Annotated in this window: 20 protein-coding genes, 2 tRNA genes and 1 pseudogene; 5 read left to right on the top strand and 18 right to left on the bottom strand. The window is 70.3% G+C overall.

All coding sequences use genetic code 11. The annotated features are described in order from the left end of the window. Positions 1-480 precede the first annotated feature (480 nt). Positions 481-743: pseudogene (locus FHX82_RS36995) on the bottom strand (IS701 family transposase); the annotation flags it as partial. Positions 744-786: 43 nt separating this feature from the next. Between FHX82_RS36995 and FHX82_RS37000 the strand changes: the two are divergent. The 3 genes from FHX82_RS37000 (at position 787) to FHX82_RS15490 (ending at position 1,639) form a co-directional block, all read left to right on the top strand. After that, entirely contained in the window at positions 787-894 is a 108-nt protein-coding gene (locus FHX82_RS37000) for a hypothetical protein (protein ID WP_229880930.1), read from the top strand. A gap of 83 nt (positions 895-977) precedes the next feature. Then, positions 978-1,274: a hypothetical protein gene (locus FHX82_RS15485; RefSeq protein ID WP_145937213.1), complete on the top strand. Its 297-nt coding sequence runs from the start codon at positions 978-980 to the stop codon at positions 1,272-1,274. Between the two features lie 89 nt (positions 1,275-1,363). Then, on the top strand, positions 1,364-1,639 hold the full coding sequence (locus tag FHX82_RS15490) for a hypothetical protein (protein WP_145937214.1): 276 nt from the start codon (positions 1,364-1,366) through the stop codon (positions 1,637-1,639). A gap of 79 nt (positions 1,640-1,718) precedes the next feature. Here FHX82_RS15490 and FHX82_RS15495 read toward each other — a convergent pair. The 4 genes from FHX82_RS15495 to gltX form a co-directional block, all read right to left on the bottom strand. Then, a tRNA-Glu gene (locus FHX82_RS15495) sits at positions 1,719-1,791 on the bottom strand. A 52-nt stretch (positions 1,792-1,843) separates the two neighbouring features. Beyond that, positions 1,844-1,915, bottom strand: a tRNA-Gln gene (locus FHX82_RS15500). Positions 1,916-2,008: 93 nt separating this feature from the next. Next, positions 2,009-2,701 carry an HAD family hydrolase gene (locus FHX82_RS15505; protein WP_145937232.1) on the bottom strand — a complete coding sequence of 231 codons (693 nt, stop codon included), beginning with the start codon at positions 2,699-2,701 and terminating at the stop codon, positions 2,009-2,011. A 173-nt stretch (positions 2,702-2,874) separates the two neighbouring features. Then, the gene (gene gltX, locus FHX82_RS15510; protein WP_145937215.1) at positions 2,875-4,353 is read right to left on the bottom strand and encodes a glutamate--tRNA ligase; all 1,479 of its coding nucleotides are present in this window, start codon (positions 4,351-4,353) and stop codon (positions 2,875-2,877) included. An 88-nt stretch (positions 4,354-4,441) separates the two neighbouring features. On the opposite strand from gltX, the gene FHX82_RS15515 reads away from it, so the two are divergent. Beyond that, positions 4,442-5,662, top strand: coding sequence for an FAD-dependent oxidoreductase (locus FHX82_RS15515; RefSeq protein WP_183176644.1), 1,221 nt, complete (start codon positions 4,442-4,444; stop codon positions 5,660-5,662). A gap of 54 nt (positions 5,663-5,716) precedes the next feature. Here FHX82_RS15515 and FHX82_RS15520 read toward each other — a convergent pair whose 3' ends face one another. The 9 genes from FHX82_RS15520 to FHX82_RS15560 form a co-directional block, all read right to left on the bottom strand. Beyond that, positions 5,717-6,487, bottom strand: coding sequence for a fumarylacetoacetate hydrolase family protein (locus FHX82_RS15520; RefSeq protein ID WP_145937217.1), 771 nt, complete (start codon positions 6,485-6,487; stop codon positions 5,717-5,719). A 16-nt stretch (positions 6,488-6,503) separates the two neighbouring features. Beyond that, positions 6,504-8,105, bottom strand: a complete 1,602-nt coding sequence (gene cimA / locus FHX82_RS15525) for a citramalate synthase (RefSeq protein WP_145937218.1) — start codon at positions 8,103-8,105, stop codon at positions 6,504-6,506. 224 nt (positions 8,106-8,329) lie between these two features. After that, on the bottom strand, positions 8,330-9,373 hold the full coding sequence (locus tag FHX82_RS15530) for a 3-isopropylmalate dehydrogenase (RefSeq protein WP_145937219.1): 1,044 nt from the start codon (positions 9,371-9,373) through the stop codon (positions 8,330-8,332). 206 nt (positions 9,374-9,579) lie between these two features. Further along, positions 9,580-12,867 (bottom strand): S8 family peptidase, encoded by a 3,288-nt coding sequence (locus tag FHX82_RS15535; RefSeq protein WP_145937220.1) that lies wholly within the window; start codon positions 12,865-12,867, stop codon positions 9,580-9,582. A 102-nt stretch (positions 12,868-12,969) separates the two neighbouring features. Beyond that, the gene (serA, locus tag FHX82_RS15540; RefSeq protein WP_145937221.1) at positions 12,970-14,568 is read right to left on the bottom strand and encodes a phosphoglycerate dehydrogenase; all 1,599 of its coding nucleotides are present in this window, start codon (positions 14,566-14,568) and stop codon (positions 12,970-12,972) included. Between the two features lie 139 nt (positions 14,569-14,707). Then, positions 14,708-14,983: a DUF397 domain-containing protein gene (locus FHX82_RS15545; RefSeq protein ID WP_145937222.1), complete on the bottom strand. Its 276-nt coding sequence runs from the start codon at positions 14,981-14,983 to the stop codon at positions 14,708-14,710. Between the two features lie 82 nt (positions 14,984-15,065). After that, on the bottom strand, positions 15,066-16,079 hold the full coding sequence (ilvC, locus tag FHX82_RS15550) for a ketol-acid reductoisomerase (protein WP_145937223.1): 1,014 nt from the start codon (positions 16,077-16,079) through the stop codon (positions 15,066-15,068). A 27-nt stretch (positions 16,080-16,106) separates the two neighbouring features. Next, positions 16,107-16,613 (bottom strand): acetolactate synthase small subunit, encoded by a 507-nt coding sequence (gene ilvN / locus FHX82_RS15555; protein ID WP_145937224.1) that lies wholly within the window; start codon positions 16,611-16,613, stop codon positions 16,107-16,109. Then, positions 16,610-18,481 (bottom strand): acetolactate synthase large subunit, encoded by a 1,872-nt coding sequence (locus tag FHX82_RS15560; protein ID WP_183176645.1) that lies wholly within the window; start codon positions 18,479-18,481, stop codon positions 16,610-16,612. The genes ilvN and FHX82_RS15560 overlap by 4 nt, the downstream gene beginning before the upstream one ends. Before the next feature lie 299 nt (positions 18,482-18,780). Here FHX82_RS15560 and FHX82_RS15565 point away from each other — a divergent pair, with 299 nt between their 5' ends. Continuing rightward, positions 18,781-19,254 (top strand): PH domain-containing protein, encoded by a 474-nt coding sequence (locus tag FHX82_RS15565; protein WP_229880932.1) that lies wholly within the window; start codon positions 18,781-18,783, stop codon positions 19,252-19,254. On the opposite strand, the gene FHX82_RS15570 is transcribed toward FHX82_RS15565, so the two are convergent. The 4 genes from FHX82_RS15570 to FHX82_RS15585 form a co-directional block, all read right to left on the bottom strand. Continuing rightward, a complete protein-coding gene (locus FHX82_RS15570) occupies positions 19,202-19,441 on the bottom strand; it encodes a hypothetical protein (RefSeq protein ID WP_145939258.1) in 240 nt (79 codons plus the stop codon). The genes FHX82_RS15565 and FHX82_RS15570 overlap by 53 nt on opposite strands. An 8-nt stretch (positions 19,442-19,449) precedes the next feature. After that, positions 19,450-20,868: an amidase gene (locus FHX82_RS15575; protein ID WP_145939259.1), complete on the bottom strand. Its 1,419-nt coding sequence runs from the start codon at positions 20,866-20,868 to the stop codon at positions 19,450-19,452. Further along, positions 20,865-21,599: a GntR family transcriptional regulator gene (locus FHX82_RS15580; RefSeq protein WP_229880934.1), complete on the bottom strand. Its 735-nt coding sequence runs from the start codon at positions 21,597-21,599 to the stop codon at positions 20,865-20,867. Before FHX82_RS15580 ends, FHX82_RS15575 begins: the two co-directional genes overlap by 4 nt. A 154-nt stretch (positions 21,600-21,753) precedes the next feature. Next, entirely contained in the window at positions 21,754-23,388 is a 1,635-nt protein-coding gene (locus FHX82_RS15585; protein WP_229880935.1) for a purine-cytosine permease family protein, read from the bottom strand. Positions 23,389-23,474: the final 86 nt, after the last annotated feature.

The raw sequence follows: 23,474 nt of genomic DNA on the forward strand, positions 1-23,474 counted from the left end.
CGCGGCCAACGTAGCGGCGAACGGCCGGCACTCGACCCGATCGCGATCAACCACCCGGCCCACACAAGCGCGAAGGCGAACCGCATCAAGGACAACCGCCGCAGCGACGGCGCGAGGGCACTCGTGGCGGCACTCACGAAATCTCCTTGAGGCGGATGCGATTCGATGGGCACGAGACGAACCCGGAGCATGCTTGGGTGTCTAGAGCGCTCTGTACACGGCTTACCCTAGCGGACTCCCTCGAATGGGTCAATACCGAACGTTCTATCTCGGTTGACCAGGTCGCACCGCCCTTCAGCGCCAGACCGTTATCGGCAGACCGACTCTGACCTGCGGATAGCCGACCGCGGCCGGACTGGGGTCCTTCGTGGCGCCGGTGAGCTCGAAGACGGGGCGGCCGGGACCGGGGATGGCGTAGGGGTCGAACAGCTGCTGTGATTCGGCTTTGCTTGGTACTCCAGCCGTAGATCGTGATTGTCATGGTTCTCGGGCACGCTCGGTTGCGGCGACGACGGTGAGGAACGCGTATGCGAGCATCGCCAGGATGGTCCAGCGGTGCCAGGAGACCCAGCGTCGGACCTGGTGCTGATCGAGGCCGGCCAGTCCTTTGCCGGTTTGGAAGGATTCCGCGACGCGCCACCGGGTTCCGGCCACCCGGACCAGAACGGGCAGCGCCACGGGGATGGGCGCGTAGCAGCGGTAGAACGCCAACTCTTTCGTGCGCGGTTACGTCGGATCAGCAGCCGCACGAGCAGGTTGGAGGCTTTCAGCGACGGCGTGCTGGCCGTGGCGATCACGCTGCTCGTCCTCGATTTGCCCGCCGCCACGGAGGCGGCGGAAGGTCTGAGCCGATCCGGCCGCCGCGACGGGCGCACTGCGTCACGACCCAGATGATCGAATCGAAGTGACGGCCTTCGCGCACGTTCACTGCCAGCCGCCGCACCACCGCCGTCCTGATCGTCCGAAAGGAATCTCGAATGAGCACAGTACTGAACGTCGGGCTCGATCCACGGGTCGTCGGCGACCCCACGGCGCCCAGCGAAGCCTTCCCGACGGTCGACGCGGCCGAGGTCAAGGCCGGCCTGGACCGGGCCGCGGCCGAACTCGCCCGCATGGGCCTCGGTTTCGAGACCTGCCTACTCGATCGAAGTACGTCGGCGGAGGAGGAGTTCCGCGCCGCCGTCCGCCGGAAGCACTACGACATCATCGTGATCGACCGGACACCCACCGTGGAAGCCGTGCGCCGATGGTGGCCCCGGCCCGCCGCCGGCTGACACCGGCCTCCGGGGCCGGCTGCGACGCCAGAAGGAAGCGCAGGCGATGGTCGGCGCCGCGATGACCGCGACGCGAAGATCAGGGAACCATGGACTTGTTCGAGCAGCAGAAGCTGCACGGCAACCCGCTCGAGTACGTGCCCTGTACGTGGAGCCGGACTCCGATCCGCTTCGACTTACGCTCGTCGAGAAGTACGCCTCTCCCGCCGCGTTCCAAACACCTCGACGGTGCGCTCGTCGGGCACCTGCCGGCCAGCGGACCCGACCCCGTCGTGCTGAAGCCCGCGGAGCTGACAATCACCGTCGACGACACCGACACCGCTCGACTGCGGATATTGCCGGATCGAGCTCGTACTCACCGTTGAGGCCGTGACCCAGGCACTGCAAGCCTCGTCGCAGACAAAACACAGGAGCCGCTCCCTGGTGGAAGCGGCTCCTGCGTTGTACCCCCGATGGGATTCGAACCCACGCTACCGGCGTGAGAGGCCGGCGTCCTAGGCCGCTAGACGACGGGGGCTTGCTCTTTGTTGCGAGAGGAAACTTACCAGACGCTCATTTCCGCTTCGCAGCTGGGGTACCAGGACTCGAACCTAGACTAACTGAACCAGAATCAGTCGTGCTGCCGATTACACCATACCCCAACGGTTTTGCCGTTCCGGTCGCGATCCGGATCAGCTCCGCCGGGAAGAAATACTAGACCACGCCCCGCGACCGCCCCGCACCGGGGGCCGCAATCAGCGCTGGGCGGGGACCCCGATGCGCGCGAACTCGCTGACCAGCAGCTGCGGGAGGTCGTCGAGGCCGCTGATGACGTGCACGCCCTCCGGGACCTCCGCGCCGCTGTCGTGGCGGTCCAGCCACACGCCCGCGAGCCCCGCGTCCCGCGCCCCCACGGCGTCGGTCTGGAGCTTGTCGCCCACATGAGCGGCTTCGGCCGGATCGCAGCCCAACCGGGCGCAGACTGAGTGGAACATCACGGGATCGGGCTTGGCGACACCGATTTCGCCCGCGATGGCGACGTGGTCGAAGAACCGGGCGAGGCCGAGACCGGCCAGTTTCGCCCGCTGGTGCGCCCCTGAGGCGTTCGTCACGGCGGCCAGCTGCACGCCCGCCGCCCGCAGCCAGTCCAGGCACGGCAGGACGTCGTCGAACAGGCACATCGACCGCCGCAGCAGGTCCTTGCGCTCCGCTTCGAACCGCGCGATCTCCTCGTCGTCCGCGACCACGCCCAGCTCCCCCAGGAAACACCGCGTGCGTCTGCGGTGCATCGAGGCGTAGTCGAGCTCGCCCGCCACCACGAGCGCCACGTGCCGGTCCGTGATCTGGTCCCACAGCGGCCACAGGTCCGCTCGTCCGAGCACCGCCGCGAGCGCGCGGCGGCCGGCGGCGCTGAAGTCGACGAGCGTGTCGTCGATGTCCAGGCACACCAGGCGGAGGCGGGGTGGCGTCCACGGATCGGCCGGAGCGCCGAGGGTGGTGACGGGGGCGACGGAACGGGGGCGCGCGAAATCCACCCAGCGAGGCTAGGGGACTCAGCGCGTTCGCGATTCGACCGACAAGGTGATTACTTTCGTCGATTCGCGATCGTGACCCTCTACTGTCAGTTGCCCGGCACTGCGCGCATCAGCCGAGCGAGTGATGTTGAGCGCCCGAGCAGCTCCATCGACTCGTACAGCGGCGGTGACACCGTGCGCCCGGTCACAGCCACCCGCACGGGCGCGAAAGCCTTGCGGGGCTTGAGACCCAGCTTCTCCACCAGTGCGTCCTTGAGCGCCTGCTCGATCGCGGGCGCCTGCCACTCGGACAGCGGTTCGAGCGCCTCGATCGCCGCGCGCAGCACCGGCTCCGCGTCCGGCCCGAGCGCCTTGGTGGCCGCGTCCTCTTCGGGCGCGAACTCCTCCTCCGGCACGAACAGGAAGCGCACCAGCCCGGCGGCGTCGCCGAGCACCGTCACGCGCTCCTGCACCAGCGGCGCGATGGCACGCAGCCGGTCCAGCTGCTCGTCGCTCGGCTGTTCCGGCAGGACACCGGCGGAGACCAGGTAGGGAATCACCCGCCGCACGAAGTCCTCGGCGGACAACGCCCGCACGTGCGTGCCGTTGATCGCCTCCGCCTTCTTCGCGTCGAACCGGGCAGGGTTGGCGCTGACCTTGCTGATCTCGAAGGCGTCCACGAGCTCCTGCACGCTGAACACGTCGCGGTCGTCCGCGATGGACCAGCCCAGCAACGCGAGGTAGTTGAGCAGTCCCTCCGGGATGAACCCGCGGTCGCGGTAGTTGAACAGGTTCGACTGCGGGTCGCGTTTGGACAGTTTCTTGTTGCCCTCGCCCATCACGTACGGCAGGTGGCCGAACTCGGGCGTGAAGTCGGTGACGCCGATGCGCCGCAGCGCGGCGTACAGGGCGAGCTGGCGCGGCGTGGAGGGCAGCAGGTCCTCGCCGCGCAGCACGTGGGTGATCCGCATGAGCGCGTCGTCGACCGGGTTGGTCAGCGTGTACAGCGGATCCCCGTTGGCGCGCACCAGAACCGGGTCCGGCACGCTGCCGCCCGGGAACGTGATGGGCCCGCGGACGAGGTCGTCCCAGCTCAGGTCCTCCGCCGGCATCCGCAGCCGCAGCACGGGCTTGCGGCCCTCGGCGCGGAACGCCTCGCGACGGGCCTCGGTGAGGTCGCGGTCGAAGTTGTCGTAGCCCAGCTTGGGGTCCTGGCCCGCGGCCTTGCGCCGGGCCTCGACCTCCTCGTTGGTCGAGTACGCCTCGTACAGCTCGCCCGCTTCGAGCAGCCGCCGCGCGATGTCGGCGTAGATGTCGCGGCGCTCGCTCTGCCGGTAAGGGCCGTACTCGCCGCCGGCGTCCGGGCCCTCGTCCCAGTCGATGCCCAGCCAGCGCAACGCCTCCAGCAACTGCTGGTAGGACTCCTCGCTGTCGCGGGCGGCGTCGGTGTCCTCGATGCGGAACACCAGTGTGCCGCCGTGGTGGCGGGCGAAGGCCCAGTTGAACAGCGCCGTGCGGATCAGCCCGACGTGCGGGGTGCCGGTGGGCGAGGGGCAGAAGCGGGCGCGTACCGCGGTCTCAGTCATAGCGCGACCAGCGTATCCCGCTTGACGAACGCCTTCCCCGAGGCCATCCTGGTTTTATTCAACGGGCGATGAAAAAGGGGTGGCGGCGATGACCGAGCGGACGACGTGCCTCGTGGCGGGCGGCGGACCTGCGGGGATGGTGCTGGGGCTCCTGCTGGCCAGGGCCGGGGTGGACGTCACGGTGCTGGAGAAGCATGGCGACTTCCTGCGGGACTTCCGTGGCGACACCGTGCACCCCTCCACGCAGGTGCTGCTGGACGAGCTGGGACTGGGCGAGCGGTTCGCGGCGCTGCCGCAGAGCCACGTCGACGAGGTGCGGATCCCCGGGGACGACGGGCCCGACCTGGTGGTGGCCGACTTCCGGCGGCTGCGGACGGCGCACCCGTACATCGCGATGGTGCCGCAGTGGGACCTGCTGGACCTGCTCGCCGAGGCGGGCCGCGCCGAGCCGAACTTCCACCTGCGGATGGACACCGAGGTGGTGGACCTGCTGCGGGACGGCCGCCGCGTCGCGGGCGTGCGGTACCGGACCGCGGACGGGCGGACCGGGGAGATCGAGGCGGACCTGACCGTGGGCTGCGACGGGCGGTGGTCGCGCGTGCGCGAGCTGGCCGGGCTGCGGCCGCACGAGTTCCCGGTGCCGATCGACGTGTGGTGGTTCCGGCTGCCGCGGGAGGGCGGCGAGCGGGCGACGCTGATGCCGGCGATGCGGCGCGGCCAGTTCGCGATCCTGATCCCGCGGGAGGGCTACTTCCAGATCGCGTACGTGGCGCGCAAGGGGCTGGACGCGCAGCTGCGGGCGGAGGGGCTGGACGCGTTCCGGGAGCGGATCGCGCAGGTGGCGCCGCAGCTCGCCGACCGGGTGGGCAAGCTGGAGTCGCTGGACGACGTGAAGCAGCTGGACGTGCGGCTCAACCTGCTGCGCCGCTGGCACGCCGACGGGGTGCTGTGCATCGGCGACGCGGCGCACGCGATGTCACCCATCGGTGGGGTCGGCATCAACCTGGCGGTGCAGGACGCGGTGGCGACGGCACGGTTGCTGGCGGAGCCGCTGCGGCGGGGGCGGGTGCGTGGCGCGGACCTGGCGCGCGTGCACCGGCGGCGGTGGCTGCCGACGGTGCTCGTGCAGGGCCTCCAGCGCGCCATGCACCGCGGCGTGATCCGGCCGGTGATCGAAGGCAGGCGCAGCGGCCCGCCACCGGCGGTGACCAGGCTGCTGAACCTCGTGCCGGGCGCCCGGCGGGTACCGGCGTACCTCATCGGGATCGGCCTGCTGCCGGAGCACGCCCCGGCATCAGCGAAACGCTGAGGGGGGCCTGGCACCGTGCGGGTCAGTGACGCCACGGCCGGGCGAACCGGCGATTCAGACCTTCTGCGCCGTGTTGGTCAGGGTGCCGATGCCCTCGATCGTGATCGACACCGACTGCCCGTCGGTCATCGGGCCGACGCCCTCCGGGGTGCCGGTGAGGATCACGTCGCCCGGCAGCAGCGTCATCACGCCCGACACGAACTCGACCAGCTCGGGGATCTTGTGGATCAGCAGCGACGTCCGCGAGTCCTGCTTCACCTGGCCGTCCAGCTCCGTCCGGATGGCCAGGTCCGCCGGGTCCAGCGACGTCTCGATCCACGGCCCCAGCGGGCAGAACGTGTCGTAGCCCTTCGCCCGGCCCCACTGGCCGTCGGCCTTCTGCAGGTCCCGTGCGCTGACGTCGTTGGCGATCGTGTAGCCCAGGATGACGCTCGCCGCGCGGGAGGCGGGCACGTTCTTCACCGGCTGGCCGATCACGACCGCCAGTTCGCCCTCGAAGTCCACCCGCTCCGACTCCGCCGGCAGCCGGATCGCCGCGTTGGGGCCGATCACGCTGGTGGACGGCTTGAGGAACGTCATCGGCGAGGTGGGCACCTCGTTGCCGAACTCGGCCGCGTGCGCCGCGTAGTTGCGGCCCACCGCGATGACCTTGCTGGGCAGGATCGGCGCGAGCAACCGGACGTCGGCCAGCGGCCAGCGCTTCCCGGTGTAGTTGGGCGTGCCGAAGGGGTGCTCGGCGATTTCGAGCACCTCGGCCCCGTCGCCCTCCCCCTCGATCGACGCGAACGCGACACCACCAGCATGAGCAATCCGAGCTAACCGCACGGTGCGGAAGTCTACGTCACCCCCGCCTGCTCTTGTGGACCAGCGCGTCGCACATCGCGAGCCAGCTCGCCTCGACGATGTTCGGGTGCACGCCGACCGTCGTCCACTCGTGGTCGCCGTCGCTGGACTCCAGCAGCACGCGCGTGGTGGCGTCCGTACCGGGGTGGCCGGGCAGGATGCGCACCTTGTAGTCCGCCAGCTCGACACTGTCCAACCAGGACAGGTACGGCAGCAGTGCCTTGCGCAGCGCGGCGTCCAGCGCGTGCACCGGCCCGTTGCCCTCCGCGGTAGCGATCACGCGCTCGCCCGAGACGTGCACCTTCACCGTCGCCTCGGAGACGATCTCGCCGTCGGAGCGGTGGTCGAGCACCACCCGGTAGGACTCCAGGGTGAACGGCGGCGACGCGAAGTCCTCACCGGCTTCCTTGCGCAGCAACAGTTCCAGCGAAGCGTCCGCCGCCTCGAACGACCAGCCCTCGGCCTCCAGCCGCTTGACCTTCGCCACCGCGCTGGTGAGCGCGTCGGGCAGGCCGGCGAGGTCGACCCCGAGCTCACGTCCCTTGAGCTCCAGGCTCGCCCTGCCGGCCATCTCGGTGACCAGGACCCGCATGTCGTTGCCGACGGAAGGAGGATCGATGTGGTTGTACAGCAACGGATCCACCTTGATCGCGCTCGCGTGCAGCCCCGCCTTGTGGGCGAAGGCCGAGGCCCCGACGTAGGCCTGGTGGGTGTCGGGGGCGATGTTCGCGATTTCGGCAAGGGCATGGGAGACGCGGGTCAGCTCGGCCGCTCCCCCGGTCGGGAGGACGTCCATGCCGAGCTTGGCCACGAGGTTTCCCGTCACGGCGAACAGGTCGGCGTTGCCCGCCCGTTCCCCGTAACCGTTCGCGGTGCACTGCACGTGCGTCGCGCCGGCCTGCACCGCCGCGACGCTGTTGGCCACGGCGCAGGACGTGTCGTCCTGGCAGTGGATGCCGAGCCGGAAACCGGTGCGCGCCTTGACGTCCCGCACCGTTTCGGCGAGCCCGAGCGGCAGCTGGCCGCCGTTGGTGTCGCACAGCACCACCACGTCCGCACCGGCGTTCGCGGCCGCGTCGAGCACGCGCAGCGCCGTGTCCGGATCGTGGGCGTAGCCGTCGAAGAAGTGCTCCGCGTCGAGGAACACGCGCCGCCCCTCCCCCACCAGGAACGACACCGTGTCGGACACCATCGCGCACGCCTCGGGCACGTCCACGCGCAGCGCCCGCTCGATGTGGCGGCGGTCGGACTTCGCGACGAGCGTGACCACGGGCGCTTCGGCGTCGAGCAGCGCGCGGACCTGCGGGTCCTTCGCCGCGGTGGTGCCCGCCTTGCGCGTCGAGCCGAACGCCACGAGCACCGCGTGCCTCAGCTCCAGCTCCCCCTTCGCCGCCCGCGCGAAGAACTCGGTGTCCTTCGGCAGCGCGCCCGGCCACCCGCCTTCGATGAAACCGACGCCCAGCTCGTCGAGCAGCCGCGCCACCGCGAGCTTGTCCGGCACGGAGTAGGAAATTCCCTCACGCTGCGCGCCGTCCCGCAAAGTCGTGTCGTACAGGTGGAAGTCGTCCCCGAGCGGTGTTCCGGCCGGCGCCGTTCTCATCGTGCTCTCCTTGTGGTGGGGCGGAAGGTCGTTCGGGCAAAGAAAAAACCTCCCGCAACGGGTGCGAGAGGTCTGCGCGCCGGGTGTCCGAGGTGGACGCTAGCCGGCGCGCCTGCCGATAATGATCACGGCGGAGAAAGTCACCACTTCACTATGCCACACGGTTCCGAAAAGGCAAATGCCCTCCCCGGCGGAAACCGGGAAGGGCATTCGCGGGAACGGGTTCAGGCCACGGGACGCGTGTTCGACGAAACCAGCGCGGCGAGCCGGTCGCCGATCGCGTGCGTCGAGCCCGGGTTCTTCTGGTCGCGCGTCGCGAGGTCGAACGCCACCGACGCCTCGATGCGGCGGGCCGCCTCGCGCTGGCCGAGGTGGTCCAGCAGCAGCGAGACCGACAGCACGGCGGCGGTCGGGTCGGCGAGGCCCTGGCCCGCGATGTCCGGGGCGCTGCCGTGCACCGGCTCGAACATGCTCGGGTTGCGGCGGGTGATGTCGAGGTTGCCGCTGGCGGCGAGCCCGATGCCACCGGTGACGGCGGCCGCGAGGTCGGTGAGGATGTCGCCGAACAGGTTGTCGGTGACGATCACGTCGAACCGCGACGGGTCGGTGACGAGGTGGATCATCGCGGCGTCGACGTGGGAGTAGGCCACCGTGACGTCGGGGTGCTCCAGCGAGACCTCTTCGACGATCCGCGACCACAGCGAGCCCGCGTGCAGGAGCACGTTCGTCTTGTGCACCAGCGTCAGGTGCTTGCGCGGGCGATCCTCGGCGCGCTTGAACGCGTCGGCCACCACGCGCCGGATGCCGAACGCGGTGTTGACGCTGACCTCGGTGGCGATCTCGTGGTCGGTGTCCTTGCGCAGCAGGCCGCCGTTGCCCGCGTACGGGCCTTCGGTGCCTTCGCGCACGACGATCATGTCGATCTCGGACGAGGTGTCGGCCAGCGGGCCGCGCACGCCGGGGTAGAGCCGGGCGGGACGCAGGTTGACGTGGTGGTCGAGCTCGAACCGCAGGCGCAGCAGCAGGCCGCGTTCGAGGATGCCGCTGGGCACGCTCGGGTCGCCGACCGCACCCAGCAGGATGGCGTCCTGCTCGCGCAGCTCGCCGAGCACGGACTCGGGCAGCAGCTCGCCCGTGGAGTGCCAGCGGGCCGCGCCGAGGTCGTAGCTGGTGGTTTCGACGCCGGGAACGACTTCGGCGAGTACCTTGAGCGCCTCGGTGATCACTTCGGGTCCGATCCCATCTCCTGGGATCACCGCGAGCCGCATCCAGACACCTCCGTCAACCAGTGCGGTGAGGCCCAGCCGGGCCGCTTCCGCACGAAAACTCCAGCCACGGCAGGTTACCGGCCGTTGTCACCGAGCCGAAGCGGCACCACCCTTATGCCGTAATTTCTCACGTCGCGAGACACCCGAACGGGTAGTCGCACTGAAGCCGCCGGGAGGCCCCGGAAAGGGCTTCCCGGCGGCCCTGATCAGCGGATCTTGATCACCTGAGCGCGTGCACCAGCGCCGTTGTGGTGTACCAGCGCCAGTAGACCCTCACCCGTATCGGCGGCGGCCGAGGCGGCGTTCCGGGTGACCGTCAGCCGGGTGCCCGGCTGCGCCGCGTAGAGCACCGCGGGGCCGCCCGTCCCCTGGACGGAGTACTCGGGCGCGAGCGGGTCGAACGACAGCGGGGTGCCCACCGAGTCGATGACCGCGTTCGGGCTGCCGGGCGCCGGGTAGTAGCCCGCCACCCCGGCGGTGTAGGTGATGCGGTGGCTCGCGGCTGCCGGGTCGAGGCCCAGGGCCGCGATGCTGACCGGCAGCACCACCACGTTCGTGTCGAACACGTTCGTGTCCACGTCGCCGAGCTGCCCGTTCACCGCCTGCACGTCCACCGACGGCTCACCGGCGGTGTTGAGGTCGACGGTGTTCACCAGCAGCACGTCGGTGCCCGTCGCCTTGGTCACGTACGCCTCGAAGTCCGGCTTGCCGTCCCCGGTGGTGTCGATGTCCACGAACGGGATCGTGTTGCTGCCGAGGTTCGCCCAGTCGCCCCACGTGGACAGGCCGAACGCGAGCAGCGCGTCCTGCGGGGTGCCGGCCTGGCGCGCGGCCGGCGCGGTCGACGCGGCGCCGACGTACTGCAGGTCACCGCCCTTCGCGGTGTCGTTGACCGTGCAGCCCTCGGTGACCTTTCCGCGGCACGGCGGCAGCTTCGGCGAGGTGGCCTGCAGCTCCAACACGCTGATCAGCGACCGGTACCGCTCGCTGCCCGTGCCCTGGTCGAGCCCGCGCCCGCCGAGCGGCAGCGTGGCCTGGTCGCCACGCAGGTTCAGCGAGTTCGGCACGGTGATCGCCGAGACCGGCTTCGGCGCGGCGTACACCGGCACGCGCAGCGGGACCGACGACCGGGTGACGGAGGTGAATGCCACGCGGCCGGAGGCGTCGGCGAGGAACTGCCGCGCGAGGCCCGCCTGCTCGGTCGCCATCGTCGGGTCGAGAACCTTCCGCAGCGCCGTGGGATCGGTGATCCGCAGGGTGACCCGCACCGACGCCTGGCCCTGCGGCGGGACGACGACCACCGGCGTGGACACCTGGTAGCGCACGCCCGGCAGCTCGTTCACCGCCTCGTAGTCCACCCGGTAGGTCGCCAGGCGGGTGCCCTTGTTGACGACCTTGATCGTCTTGGTGAGCGACAGCGGGCGGCCCGCCTCGACGGTGCCGAAGCCGACGCTCACCGTGCCGGGGTCGTCCGCCACGTAGGCCAGCACGGACGTGTCCAGCGCCGCCTTCGCGTCGATCCGCCCGGCCCCCACTCGTTGCGGAGCGTAGGTTTCGCCGCCGGCGGTGATGTCGTGGACCGCGGTGTCCATGATCGCGGCCTTGACCTCCTCCACCGACCAGTCCGGGTGCGCCTGGCGGACGAGCGCCGTCACGCCCGAGGTGTGTGGCGCCGCCATCGAGGTGCCCGACAGGACCGTGCGGTCGTTGCCGCTGCCGCGAAACGCCGACGTGATCGTGTCGCCCGGCGCCGAGACGTCCGGCTTCACCGCGGGCCCGCGCACGCCACGCGAGGTGAACGAGCTCGGGCTGTCCACAATGGACGGATCGGAGGTCTGCAGGCTGGTCCGGCCCGCGCCGAAGAGGCGGACGGTCAGCGTGCCGGCGTCGAGCGCGGGCCGCACGGACGCGGTGGCCGAGGCGGTGAACTGGAACATCGGCACCGTCGCGTTGCCCGCGATCCCGGCCCCGAAGTGCTCCACCGAGGACGACAGCAGCACGCCGGTCGCCCCGGCCGCCTGCGCGTTGTTGGCGCGGGCCGCCGAGCCGCAGGCCCGGGTGGAGTCGTTGTCGTCCCACTCCAGCCAGACGAACCTGCCCGCGGCGGCGGCCTTGTCGGCCGCGCTGTAGGGCGCGCAGCCGTCGGCGTCGGACAGCTTCACGACGCTGTTGGTCACGTCGAGCGTGTCGTAGTTCGCGTAATCCTGGCTGTACTGCCCGCCCTTGCGGCCCGCGACCGTGGCGGGCGCGGTCACTTCGGCGGCGTCGCGCAGCACGGACGCGTCGCGGCTGCTCGCCACGGTCAGCGCCTCCGGGGTGTTGCCCGGCGCGCCACCGACGTCGAACAGGTCACCGCCGTTGCCCGCGGAGATCACCGGCACGACACCGTTGTGCGCGAGCTTGCGTACGAACAGCGAGTCCGGGTCGTCCGGCGCGCCGTAGTCGCTGCCCAGCGACAGGTTGACGACGTCGAGGTGGTCGTCGAAGTCGCCGTCGCCGTTCGGGTCCAGTGCCCAGTCGAGCGCCTGCGACGTGACGTCGGTGGACCCGCCGCAGCCGAACACCTTGATGGCGTACAGCAGGGCCTTCGGCGCGGTGCCCGGGCCGATCTTCATCGCGTTCAGCGCCTCCGGCGTGAGCTTCGAGTAGTCGCCGGTGAAGGTGCTGCCGTCGGCGTTGACGCCGAAGCCGCCGATGGTGCCCGAGACGTGCGTGCCGTGCTCGCCGCACGCGAGCGGGTTGGGGTCCGGCGCCGGTTCGGGGGAGCCACTGGTGCCGTTCGAGTCGTACTCGTCGCCCACCAGGTCGGTGCCGCCGACGACCTTCGCCGTCGGGAACAGCGGCGTCGGCTTCGACCGGTCGACCGAGGCGTACGCCTCCTTGGTGCCGGGACCGCCGAAGTCGGCGTGCGTGTAGTCGATGCCGTCGTCGATCACGCCGACGCGGATGCCGTCGCCGTAGCGGCCGGTCTGCTGCCACGCCGTGAGCGTGTTGGTCAGCTGGACGGCGCTGGCGTTCTCACGCGTCTTCGGCACCACCGTCCGGACCGACACGACGTCCTGGCGCTGCGCGATCTCCCGCAGCTTCGCCGCGTCCGCCGTGACGACGACGCCGGGAACCGCGTTCGACGTCTGGAACAGCTTCTTCGTGCCGGCGTCGAGCGAGCGCAGCTGGCCGAGCACCGAGTCGGCCGCGCCGGTGACCCCGGCCCTGGCCGCGTTGGCGGCCTGCTTCGCCTTCTCGGTGCCACCGCTGCGGGCCGCGTTGAACGCGTCGACAGCGGGCTGCTGCGCCAGCTCGATGAAGGCGGTGGTCCTGCCCCGCGCCGCGGTGAGCCGCTCGGACAGCTTGCCGCGCAGGCCGGAGGTGTCCACCTTCACGGCGGGCACCCCGGCCGCGGGCGTGTCCTCCGCGGCGTCCGCCGTGCCCGCGACCGTGGCCGCCAGCGCGACGGCGAAGACGGCGGCCGGAAGCCGCCGGGCCCAAGTTCTCATCGAAGTCCACTCCAGATCAAAAGGGTGGCTGAGAACCTATCCCGGAACCCGGCGGCTTCCTAGGGCGAAACGGAGGAATCCGACTTTCGTCGGTCTATCGGGTCAAGCGAACGTCACGGCACGAATCGTGCGCGCACCCACCGTCGCCGCGATCGGCTCCAGCAGGTGGCTGTCCACCTCGCGGTCGACGCGCAGCAGCATCACCGCGTCCGTGCCGTCCGTGGTCTGGCTGATCTGCGCCGCCTCGATGTTGACCGAGGCCTCGCCGAGCAGCGTGCCGACGCGGCCCATGATGCCGGGGCGGTCCGGGTACTCCAGCAGCAGCATGTTGCCCTCGGCGCGGATGTCGAAGTGCCTGCCGTTGACCTCGACCAGCTTCTCGACCTCACCCTTGCCGGTGACCGAACCCGACACCGACACCGTGCTGCCGTCCTCGCGCACCGCGCGCACGGTGACCAGGCTGCGCCAGTTCGGGCTCTCGGTCTGCTTGGTCAGCTCGACGCGCACCCCCAGCTCCTCGGCCAGCCGCGGCGCGTTCACGAACGTCACCTGGTCCTCGACCACGCCGGAGAACACCCCGCGCAGCGCGGCCAGCTGCAGCACGCTCACGTCCTCGTTCGACAGCTCGCCGCTGACGGTGACGGTGACCGACGCCGGGGCCTTCTGGCTCAACGCCGACACGACCGTGCCGAGCTTCTGGGTGAGCGACAGGTACGGCCGCACCTCCTCGCCGACCGCGCCGCCGCCGGAGACGTTCACCGCGTCCGGCACGAAGTCACCACGCAGGGCCAGCAGCACCGAGTGCGCGACGTCCGTGCCCGCGCGGTCCTGCGCCTCGGCGGTGGAGGCGCCCAGGTGCGGGGTGACCACGACGTTGGGCAGCTCGAACAGCGGGCTGGAGGTGGTGGGCTCGGTGGCGAACACGTCGATGCCCGCGCCGCCGACGTGCCCGCTGCGGATGGCGTCGGCGAGGGCCTCCTCGACGACGAGGCCACCGCGTGCGGCGTTGACGATGATGACGCCCTGCTTGGTCTTCTTGAGCGCCTCGGCGTCGATGAGGCCCTTGGTCTCGGGCGTCTTGGGCAGGTGGATCGAGATCGCGTCGGCCCGCGACAGCAGCTCGTCCAGGCTCACCAGCTCGATGCCCAGCTGCGCGGCGCGCGCGGCCGACACGTACGGGTCGTACGCGATGATCGTGGTGCCGAAGGCGGCGAGGCGCTGCGAGACCAGCTGCCCGATCTTGCCGAGGCCGACGACGCCGACGGTCTTGCCGTTCAGCTCCACGCCGGTGAAGGCGCTGCGCTTCCACTCCCCGCCCCGCAGGCTCTGGTCGGCGGCGGGGACCCGGCGCGCGACGGCGAGCAGCAGCGCGACGGCGTGCTCGGCGGCGGAGACGATGTTCGACGTGGGCGCGTTGACGACCAGGACACCGCGGGCGGTGGCGGCGGGTACCTCGACGTTGTCGAGGCCGACCCCGGCGCGGGCGACGACCTTGAGCCTGCTGGTCGCGTTCAGCACCTCGGCGTCGACCTGGGTCGCGGACCGGACGAGCAGCGCGTCGGCGCCCTTCACCGCTTCGAGGAGTGCGGGACGGTCGGTGCCGTCCACGTGCTGGACCTCAACCTCGTCGCCGAACACGCTCAGCACGGAGGGCGCGAGCTTTTCGGCGATGAGGACGACGGGCTTGCTGGGGTTGGTCACGATTCGACTCCCAAAGAAAGACGCAGCTCGGCGGATGGCTCGAAGTCTAGTCGCGTGCGGTCGGGGTTCCGTTAACGGGCGCGCAACCTGACGAAAACATGACCCTCGGCCGAAATGCGTCCCAGAATGCGGGAAACGATCAGTTCTCCGGCAGGTCGAATTCCCCGTCGCGGACGCCCGCCACGAAGGCGTCCCATTCGGACGGTGTGAACACCAGCACCGTGCCGTCCGGTTCGGACGACGAGCGCAGCGCGGTGTAGGTCAGGCCGTCGGTGTGGGGCACGAACGCGTACTCGATCGCGTCCGGGATGGTCTCGCCCGCGGGCTCGGCCCGTTGCCACTGCGCGGTTTCCAGATCGAGCACATGCCGCACGCCGGCTTTGTCGTCGACGGGAGAGGTGCGTTGATCACTCATGGCGCACACGGTAGCTCGGATGAGCGGCGGTGCCACCTTCACGGGGTGAACGCCGTGAAGGTGGCACCGGAGGTGGGACTGATCAGGCGGTTTCGGTGATGGGACGGTCCACCCAGGACATCAGGCCACGCAGCTTGCTGCCCGTCTCCTCGAGGGGGTGCTTCTCGCCGGCTTCCTGCAGCTTCTGGAAGTTCGGCCGGCCCGCCTCGTCCTCGGCGACCCACTCACGGGCGAAGGTACCGTCCTGGATCTCGCCCAGGATCTTGCGCATCTCCTCCTTGACCGCGGGCGTGATGACACGCGGGCCGCGGGTGAGGTCGCCGTACTCGGCGGTGTCGGAGATCGAGTACCGCATGCGGGCGATGCCGCCCTCGTACATGAGGTCGACGATGAGCTTGAGCTCGTGCAGCACCTCGAAGTACGCCATCTCGGGGGCGTAGCCCGCCTCGGTCAGCACCTCGAAGCCGTTCTGCACCAGCGCCGTGGTGCCACCGCAGAGCACGACCTGCTCACCGAACAGGTCGGTCTCGGTCTCCTCCTTGAAGGAGGTCTTGATGACACCCGCGCGCGCACCGCCGATCGCGGCCGCGTAGGACAGGGCCAGCGCCTGCGCGCCGCCCGTCGGGTCCTGCGCCACCGCGATGAGGCACGGCACGCCCTTGCCGTCGACGAACTGGCGGCGCACCAGGTGGCCGGGGCCCTTCGGCGCGACCATGGCGACGTCCACATTGGCCGGCGGCTTGATCAGGTCGAAGTGGATGTTGAACCCGTGCCCGAAGAAGATCGCGTCGCCGTCCTTGAGGTTCGGCTCGATGTCCTCGGCGTAGATGAAGCGCTGCTTGGTGTCCGGCGCGAGGATCATGATCACGTCGGCCTCCTTGGAGGCCTCCGCCGGGGTGAGCACCCGCAGGCCCTCCTCCTCGGCCTTGGCGCGCGACTTCGACCCCTCCGGCAGACCGATGCGCACATCGACCCCGGAGTCGCGCAGGCTCAGCGCGTGCGCGTGGCCCTGGCTGCCGTACCCGATCACGGCGACCTTGCGACCCTGGATGATGCTCAGATCGGCGTCGTCGTCGTAGAAGATTTCGACTGACATGAGGGGAACTACTTTCCTTTCGGTTGTTCAGCGAGGCGAAGTTGCCGTGATCGACCGGGCGCCCCGTCCCACGGCGACCATGCCGGACTGCACGATCTCCCGGACGCCGTAGGGCTCGAGCATGCGCAGGAGGGCACCCAGTTTGTCCCCGGTGCCCGTCGCCTCGATGGTCAGCGCCTCGGGTGAGACGTCGACGACCTTGGCGCGGAACAGCTGCACGGTCTCCAGCACCTGGCTGCGGACGGTGGCGTCGGCCCTGACCTTGACCAGCAGCAGTTCGCGCTGCACGGACGCGGCGGGTTCGAGCTCGACGATCTTGATGACGTTCACGAGCTTGTTGAGCTGCTTGGTCACCTGTTCGAGCGGTAGCTCCTCAACAGCGACCACGATCGTCATGCGGGACACCTCGGGGTTCTCCGTGGGTCCGACGGCGAGGGACTCGATGTTGAAGCCCCGGCGCGAGAACAGCCCGGCCACCCTGGCGAGCGCACCGGGCACATTCTCCACCAGCACGCTGAGCGTATGAGTGCTCACTTCGGCGTCACCTCGTCACTCACCTCGTCGTCGTCGAACAGCGGCCTGATGCCCCGCGCCGCCATGACCTCGTCGTTGCCGGCGCCCGGGCCGACCATCGGCCACACCTGTGCATCCTTCCCGACCACGAAGTCGATCACGACGGGGCGGTCGTTGATCTCCATCGCGCGGCGGATGACCTGGTCGACCTCCTCCTTCGTCTCGCAGCGGAGGCCGGCGCAGCCGAGCGCCTCGGCCAGCAGCGTGAAGTCGGGGATGCGGTGCTTGTGCGTACCGAGGTCGGTGTTGGAGTACCGCTCGGCGTAGAACAGGTTCTGCCACTGGCGGACCATGCCGAGGTTGCCGTTGTTGATCACGGCGACCTTGATGGGCGCGCCCTCGATGGCGCAGGTGGCCAGTTCCTGGTTGGTCATCTGGAAGCAGCCGTCGCCGTCGATCGCCCAGACCTGCTTGTCCGGCACGCCGAACTTGGCGCCCATCGCGGCCGGGACGGCGAAGCCCATCGTGCCGAGGCCGCCGGAGTTGATCCACGTGCGCGGGTTCTCGTACTTGACGAACTGCGCGGCCCACATCTGGTGCTGGCCGACGCCCGCCGCGTACACCGCGTCCGGGCCGACGATCGCGCCGATGCGCTCGATCACGTACTGCGGCGAGAGCGTGCCGTCGGCGGGCCACTCGTAGCCCGCCGGGAACGTGTCGCGCCACGCGTCGATCTGCGTCCACCACGGGGCCAGGTCCGGCTCGCCGGTGCGGTCGGTCTCGGCCTTCACCGCGTCGATCAGCTCCGTGATGATCTCCGCGCAGTCCCCGACGATCGGCACGTCCGCCTTGCGGTTCTTGGAGATCTCGGCCGGGTCGATGTCGGCGTGCACCACGGTGGCGTCCGGCGCGAACGAGTCGAGCCTGCCGGTGACCCGGTCGTCGAACCGGGCGCCCAGCGCCACCAGCAGGTCCGCGCGCTGCATCGCCGCGACCGCCGCGACCGAGCCGTGCATACCGGGCATGCCCAGGTGCTGCGGGTGCGAGTCGGGGAACGCGCCGCGCGCCATCAGCGTGGTGACGACGGGGATGCCGGTCTGCTCGGCGAGCTGCTTGAGCTGGGCCGAGGCGGCGGCCTTGATCACGCCGCCGCCGACGTAGAGCACCGGGCGGCGGGCCTGCGCGATGAGCCGCGCGGCCTCGCGGACCTGCTTGCCGTGCGGGCGCAGCGTCGGCCGGTAGCCGGGCAGGCGCATCTCCGGCGGCCACGAGAACGACGTCTGCTCCTGCAGCACGTCCTTCGGGATGTCGACGAGCACCGGGCCGGGGCGGCCGGTGGAGGCCAGGTGGAACGCCTCGGCGATGGTCCGCGGGATGTCCGCCGGGTCCTTGACGAGGAAGTTGTGCTTGGTGATCGGCATCGTGATGCCGCAGATGTCGGCTTCCTGGAAGGCGTCGGTGCCGATCAGCTGGCGGGTCTGCTGCCCGGTGATCGCGACGACCGGCACGGAGTCCATGTTCGCGTCGGCCAGCGGGGTGACCAGGTTGGTGGCGCCGGGGCCGGAGGTGGCCATGCAGACGCCGACCTTGCCGGTGGCCTGCGCGTAGCCCGTCGCCGCGTGGCCCGCGCCCTGCTCGTGCCGGACGAGGACGTGCCGCACCTTCGTGGAGTCCAGCAGCGGGTCGTAGGCGGGCAGGATGGTGCCACCGGGAATGCCGAACACGACCTCCGCGCCCACGGCCTCGAGCGAGCGGACGAGCGACTGCGCACCCGTGACCCGTACCGGGGTGCCGGCGGGCGGGGTGGGCTTGGGGCGGGCCCCGAGCTGGGCGGGCGAGGCCGGGGCGGGGCCGGCTTTCGCTTCCGGTCGCGAGGTGGCGCTAGTCATCAGTTCTGCCTCGTGGGTCTCGTGGTGTCGTCACTCGTTCGGGTACTGGCGGCTGGGCAACAAAAAACCCCCGCCGACCAGGGAGGTCGTACGAGGGTCGCGCGTCGACGCAGCGGGTGGTTCCTAAGCGTCGACGCGCTTGGAAAGTACAAGACCGGTCTGCGGGATCACGCCTCCGACGTTAACGGGTCGTTGCGAGAAGTGTCAACTCTGCGAGATCGTGATCCCGGATACTGGGCACTCCTACCGTTGGAGGCCCTGCCTTCCGAAGCCCTTCCCGGGCGGTGCACCATTTCGGGGTGCCCGAAACAGCCGACCCGCCGCAGCCGGTCAAGCGCCGGAAGGCGACGTTCCGCGTCCCGCTGATCGCACTGCTCGCGATCTTCGGCCTGATGGTGTGCCTGGCGCCCACGGCGTTCGCGGACGTTCCCGGATTGTGGGCGCTGTACGTCGTTCCGCTGGCGCTGATCGTGTACGTCGTGCGCACCAGGACGGTCGCCACGCCGCAGGGGCTCGCGGTGTGGACGATGTTCGGGCACCGCGAGCTGCCCTGGGACGCGCTGAAAGGGCTGTCGATCTCCAAGAAGGCCAAGGTGAGCGCGGTGCTCGCCGACGACAGCAAGATCCCGCTGCCGTCGGTGCGCACGCGCCACCTGCCGGTGCTGGCGCTGGTGTCCAACGGCAGGCTCAAGGACCCGACGGGCCTCGTCGAGGAGATCGTCACGCCCGCGGAGCCGGAGCCTCCGGAATCGCCGGGTTCGTCGGCGGAGTAGCCCAGTCCTCGATCCGCCCGGCCGCGCGGAAACGCAGCGCCGGGTCGGCGTAGCGCGCGGCCGGAACGGCGTAGAGCGCGTCCACGGCGGTCCGGTGCGCCTCGTAGGCGGTCACGTAAGCCGCGGTCTCCGCTTCGGAGGCCGGCAGCCGGGCGGCGGCGAGCAGGTTCTTCAGTACCTCGGTCATGTCTCTCCTCAGGCGGCGGTGCGGACGGCGGGCTGGGGCACCCGCAGGTGCCAGTCGGTGCTCTGCTGGAAGGCGTCCCCGGCCCGCAGGATCGCGGCCTCGCCGAACGCGGGACCGGCCAGCTGCAGCGAAAGCGGCAGCCCGGCGGCGGTGAAGCCCATCGGCACGGCGAGCACGGGGTTGCCGACGGTGTCCCAGTACGGCGTGTGGATCATCGAGAACAGCCGGTCGACGTCGGTCTGCCCGCCCGGCCCCGTGATCTCCCCGAACTTCGGCGCCCCCACCGAAGTCGTCGGGCACACGATCACGTCGACGGTCTCGAACAGCCGCCCGATCGCGTCCTGCGCCACGCGCCGGACCCGTTGCGCCTGCACGTAGTCCGCGCCGGAGACCATCGCGCCGACCGCCATCATCGCCCGGGTGGCGACGAAGTAGTCCTCCCAGCGGCTCGCGAGGTCGGTGCGGTGGTAGGCCAGCGCCTCGCAACCCATCGTGATCATGTCCGCGGTGACCATCTCGTGCCAGTACGGCAGCGTGACCTCCACGAGCGTCGCGCCCTGCTCGGCGAGCACCGCGATCGCGGCATCGAAGGTGCTTTCCAGCGCCGGATCGCTGTCGGCCGGGAAGTGGTGCTCACGCACGACGCCGATCCGCATCCCGGTGAGGTCGCCGGTGAACTCGGGCGCGGCGAACGGCGCGTCCACGCAGTCCGGGTCGCTCGGGTCCAGGCCCGCCAGCACTTCGAGCACCGCCGCGCAGTCCTTCGCGCTGCGGGCCAGCGGGCCGATGTGGTCGAGGCTGTAGCCGAGCGGGACGCACCCGGACTTCGGCACCCGGCCGAACGTGGGCATCAGCCCGCTCACCCCGCAGAACGCCGCCGGGATGCGGATGCTGCCCGCCGTGTCGGTGCCCAGCCCGGCGAGGAACATCCCCGCCGCGACCCCGCTGCCGGTGCCGGAGCTGGAGCCGCCGGGCCAGGTCTCGGGGTCCCACGGGTTGCGCGGGACCGGGAACGGCTTCGTCGCGTCGGGCATGCCGCACGCGAACTCCATCGTCGTGGTCTTGCCGGTGATCACCGCGCCCGCGGCCTTCACCCGCGCGACCGCCGGCGCGTCCTTGTCCGCGCCCCAGCTGCGGTCGAGGACCAGGCTCTGCGCGGTCGTCGGACCCTCGGCCATCGCCAGGATGTCCTTGACGCCAAAGGGAATTCCGTGCAGCGGACCACGGTCGACGCCGCTCGCCAGCTCGGCGTCCGCGGCTGCGGCGCGCTCCAGCGCGTACTCGTCGAAGCGGGCGAGGTACGTGCCGAGAGCGTCGTCGTGCGCGTCGGCCGTGGCGATCGCGGCTTCGGTCAGCGCCACCGAGGTGACAGTGCCGTCGCGCAGCGCCTTCGCGGCGTCGGTGAGGGTCTGGGGGAACTCGGTCATGACAGCTCCTTGGTGCCGCGGGAGACGAAGCGGAAGCGCTCGCCGCGCGTGTGGATGAAGGCCAGGTCGAAGGGGCGGCCGTCGGGGGCGTAGATCAGCTGCTCCATGAGGATCAGCGGCGCGCCCTCGCGGATCCCGAGCACCGACGCCAGCAGTGCGTCGGCCAGCTCGCAGTCGAAGATGAACTCGGAGTCCGACAGCTCGACCCTGGCGTCGTCGAGCAACCGGTACCAGTCGGAGACGAACGGGGTGCCCAGCAGTTGCCCGGCTTCCGGGAACAGCACGTAGTTCGTGGCCACGGCGATCGGTTCCTCGTCGTGCAGCGCCACGTACTCCAGCCGCAGGCACGGCGTGCCGGGAGCGACCCCGAGCCGCTCGGCTGCCGTCGGCGGCGCGGGCACGACCGAGCGGTCCAGCTCGCGGGGCCGCATCCGCTGGTTCAGCAGGCTGTCCCGCGACGGCTTGATCACCCCGTGTGCCTCCGGCAGTGACGTCTTCACCGGCTTGACGGCCGTGTGCGTGCCGATGCCCTGCGTGCGCTCGATGAGCCCTTCGGCCCGCAACAGCGTGAGCGCCTGGCGGACCGTCGCGCGCGACGCCTGGTGCGACGCCATCAGCTCGGCCTCGCTGGGCAGGTGGCCGTCCGGGTAGTGACCGCCCTGGACCGCCGCGCGCAACATGTCCCGCAGCCGGCGCACGTCGTGTACCCGCTGCTGCGATACGGGTTTCATCCTCCGGGACGCTAAGGAGCGGGCATTGCCCGGCGGTCTCCGGTGGATGACCTCGCTGTTACACGTGATCATGCGGCCACCGGCGTTCCGGCGAACTCGGCAGCGGTGGCGAAACCGCAGTCCCGCATCACCTCGACGACGATCATGGCCTGCATCACGCGACCTCCAGTGCGGGTGCTTCTTCCTGAGGGGGAGCGAACTTCGGCATGCCGAGCGGCGTGGCGCCACTGGGCGGCCGCCAGGCGTTGGGCTTGCAGGCGTCGTGGCACGCACCCTCGGTGGAGCAGCAGAGCGAGCAGATCGTGCCGCCGTGGTGCGGGCAGGTGGCCATGTCGATCACGTCGTAGTCGCCGCCGCAGACCGAGCACGGCAGCTCACCGTCGTTCTCCGGCAGCTCGGACAACCGCGCGATGTACCAACGTCCTCTTGTCGACAATGCGATGATCGGCGGGAGGACAATCGCCACCGCCAACGCGATGAACGGCGACAGTGCGGCGGCCGTGGCACCGAAGGCCCCGTAGTAGGCGACCATCGAGACCGCGCCGGCGACGATCATCGAGCCGAAGCCGACCGGGTTGACGTTGTAGAGGTGCGCCCGGTGGAACACGAGGTCCGGCGGCGCGAGCCCGAGCCACTTCTTGTTGATCACCAGGTCCGCCACCATCGCGCCGATCCAGGCGACGCCGACGTTGGAGTACCAGGCGAGCACCTCGACGATGTGGTCGAAGATGCCGATCTCCATGAGCACCAGCGACAGCCCGACCTGCAGGAACACCCACGCGGCACGGCCGGGGTGGCGGTGCAGCAGCCGCGAGAAGAAGTTCGACCACGACAGCGAGCCCGAGTAGGTGTTCATGATGTTGATCTTGACCTGGGACAGCAGCACCAGGAGTCCGGCGAGGACCAGCGCGACCGTGTGGTTGCCGGTCAGCCGCTCGTACACCGCGGTGAACAGGTCCACCGGGATCCCGACGTGCGCGGCGTCGACCTTCGTCGAGGCGTAACCGACCAGCAGCGTCGAGGCGAAGAAGATGCCCACGGCGAACAGCGCGAAGCCGGGCCCGCCCATGATCACCGCGAGCCGCCAGCGGTGCCGGTTCCCCGTCGACGGGTCGGGCATCAGCCGCAGGTAGTCGCCCTGCTCCCCCACCTGGGTGGCGAGTGACAGTTGCGCGGCGGCGATGGTGAACACGGCGAGCACGGTGAGCCCGGCCAGGCCGGTGGGCGAGACGGTCGTCGGGTGCACCATGTTGTGCCCGGCGTCCGGCGCCGTCGCCGCGGTGCCCAGCGCCAGTCCGATCAGCGCGATCCAGATCGGCCAGGTCCACGCCTGGAACTTCGCGCTGAACGACATCCCGTACAGCGTCAGCGGGATCATCACCGCGGACACCACGACGTAGGACAGGTGGATGTCCAGCCGCGTCAGCGCGGTGACCGCCTGCGCCATGATCGCGCCCTCGTACGCCAGGAAGATCAGCGTGTAGGTCGCGTACACCAGCGACGTCAGCGTCGAACCGAGGTAGCCGAAGCCGGAGCCGCGGGTGAGCAGGTCGATGTCGACGTGCTTGCGGGCGATGGCGAACGCGATCACCAGTGTGAGCGGCAATGTCACCGCGGCCGCGACGAGGAAGCCGACGAGCGCGTTCGCGAAGCCGAAGGCGTCGACGAACGCGGCGTCGAGCGCGTAGCCCGCCATCGCGGAAATGCCCACGAGGCAGGAGAGGAACACCATCCAGGGCGACCACTTGCGGAACGCCGCCGGGGTGTACCGCAGGGAGTAGTCCTCCATCTGCGGATTGTCAGCGAGGCCCATTTCCGATCCCTTCGCTCGAGTTGAGCGAAAGCTGCCAAGGCCGTATTTCCGCTGCGTATCGG

This window comes from Amycolatopsis bartoniae (genome assembly GCF_014191255.1).
Lineage (GTDB): Bacteria > Actinomycetota > Actinomycetes > Mycobacteriales > Pseudonocardiaceae > Amycolatopsis_E > Amycolatopsis_E bartoniae.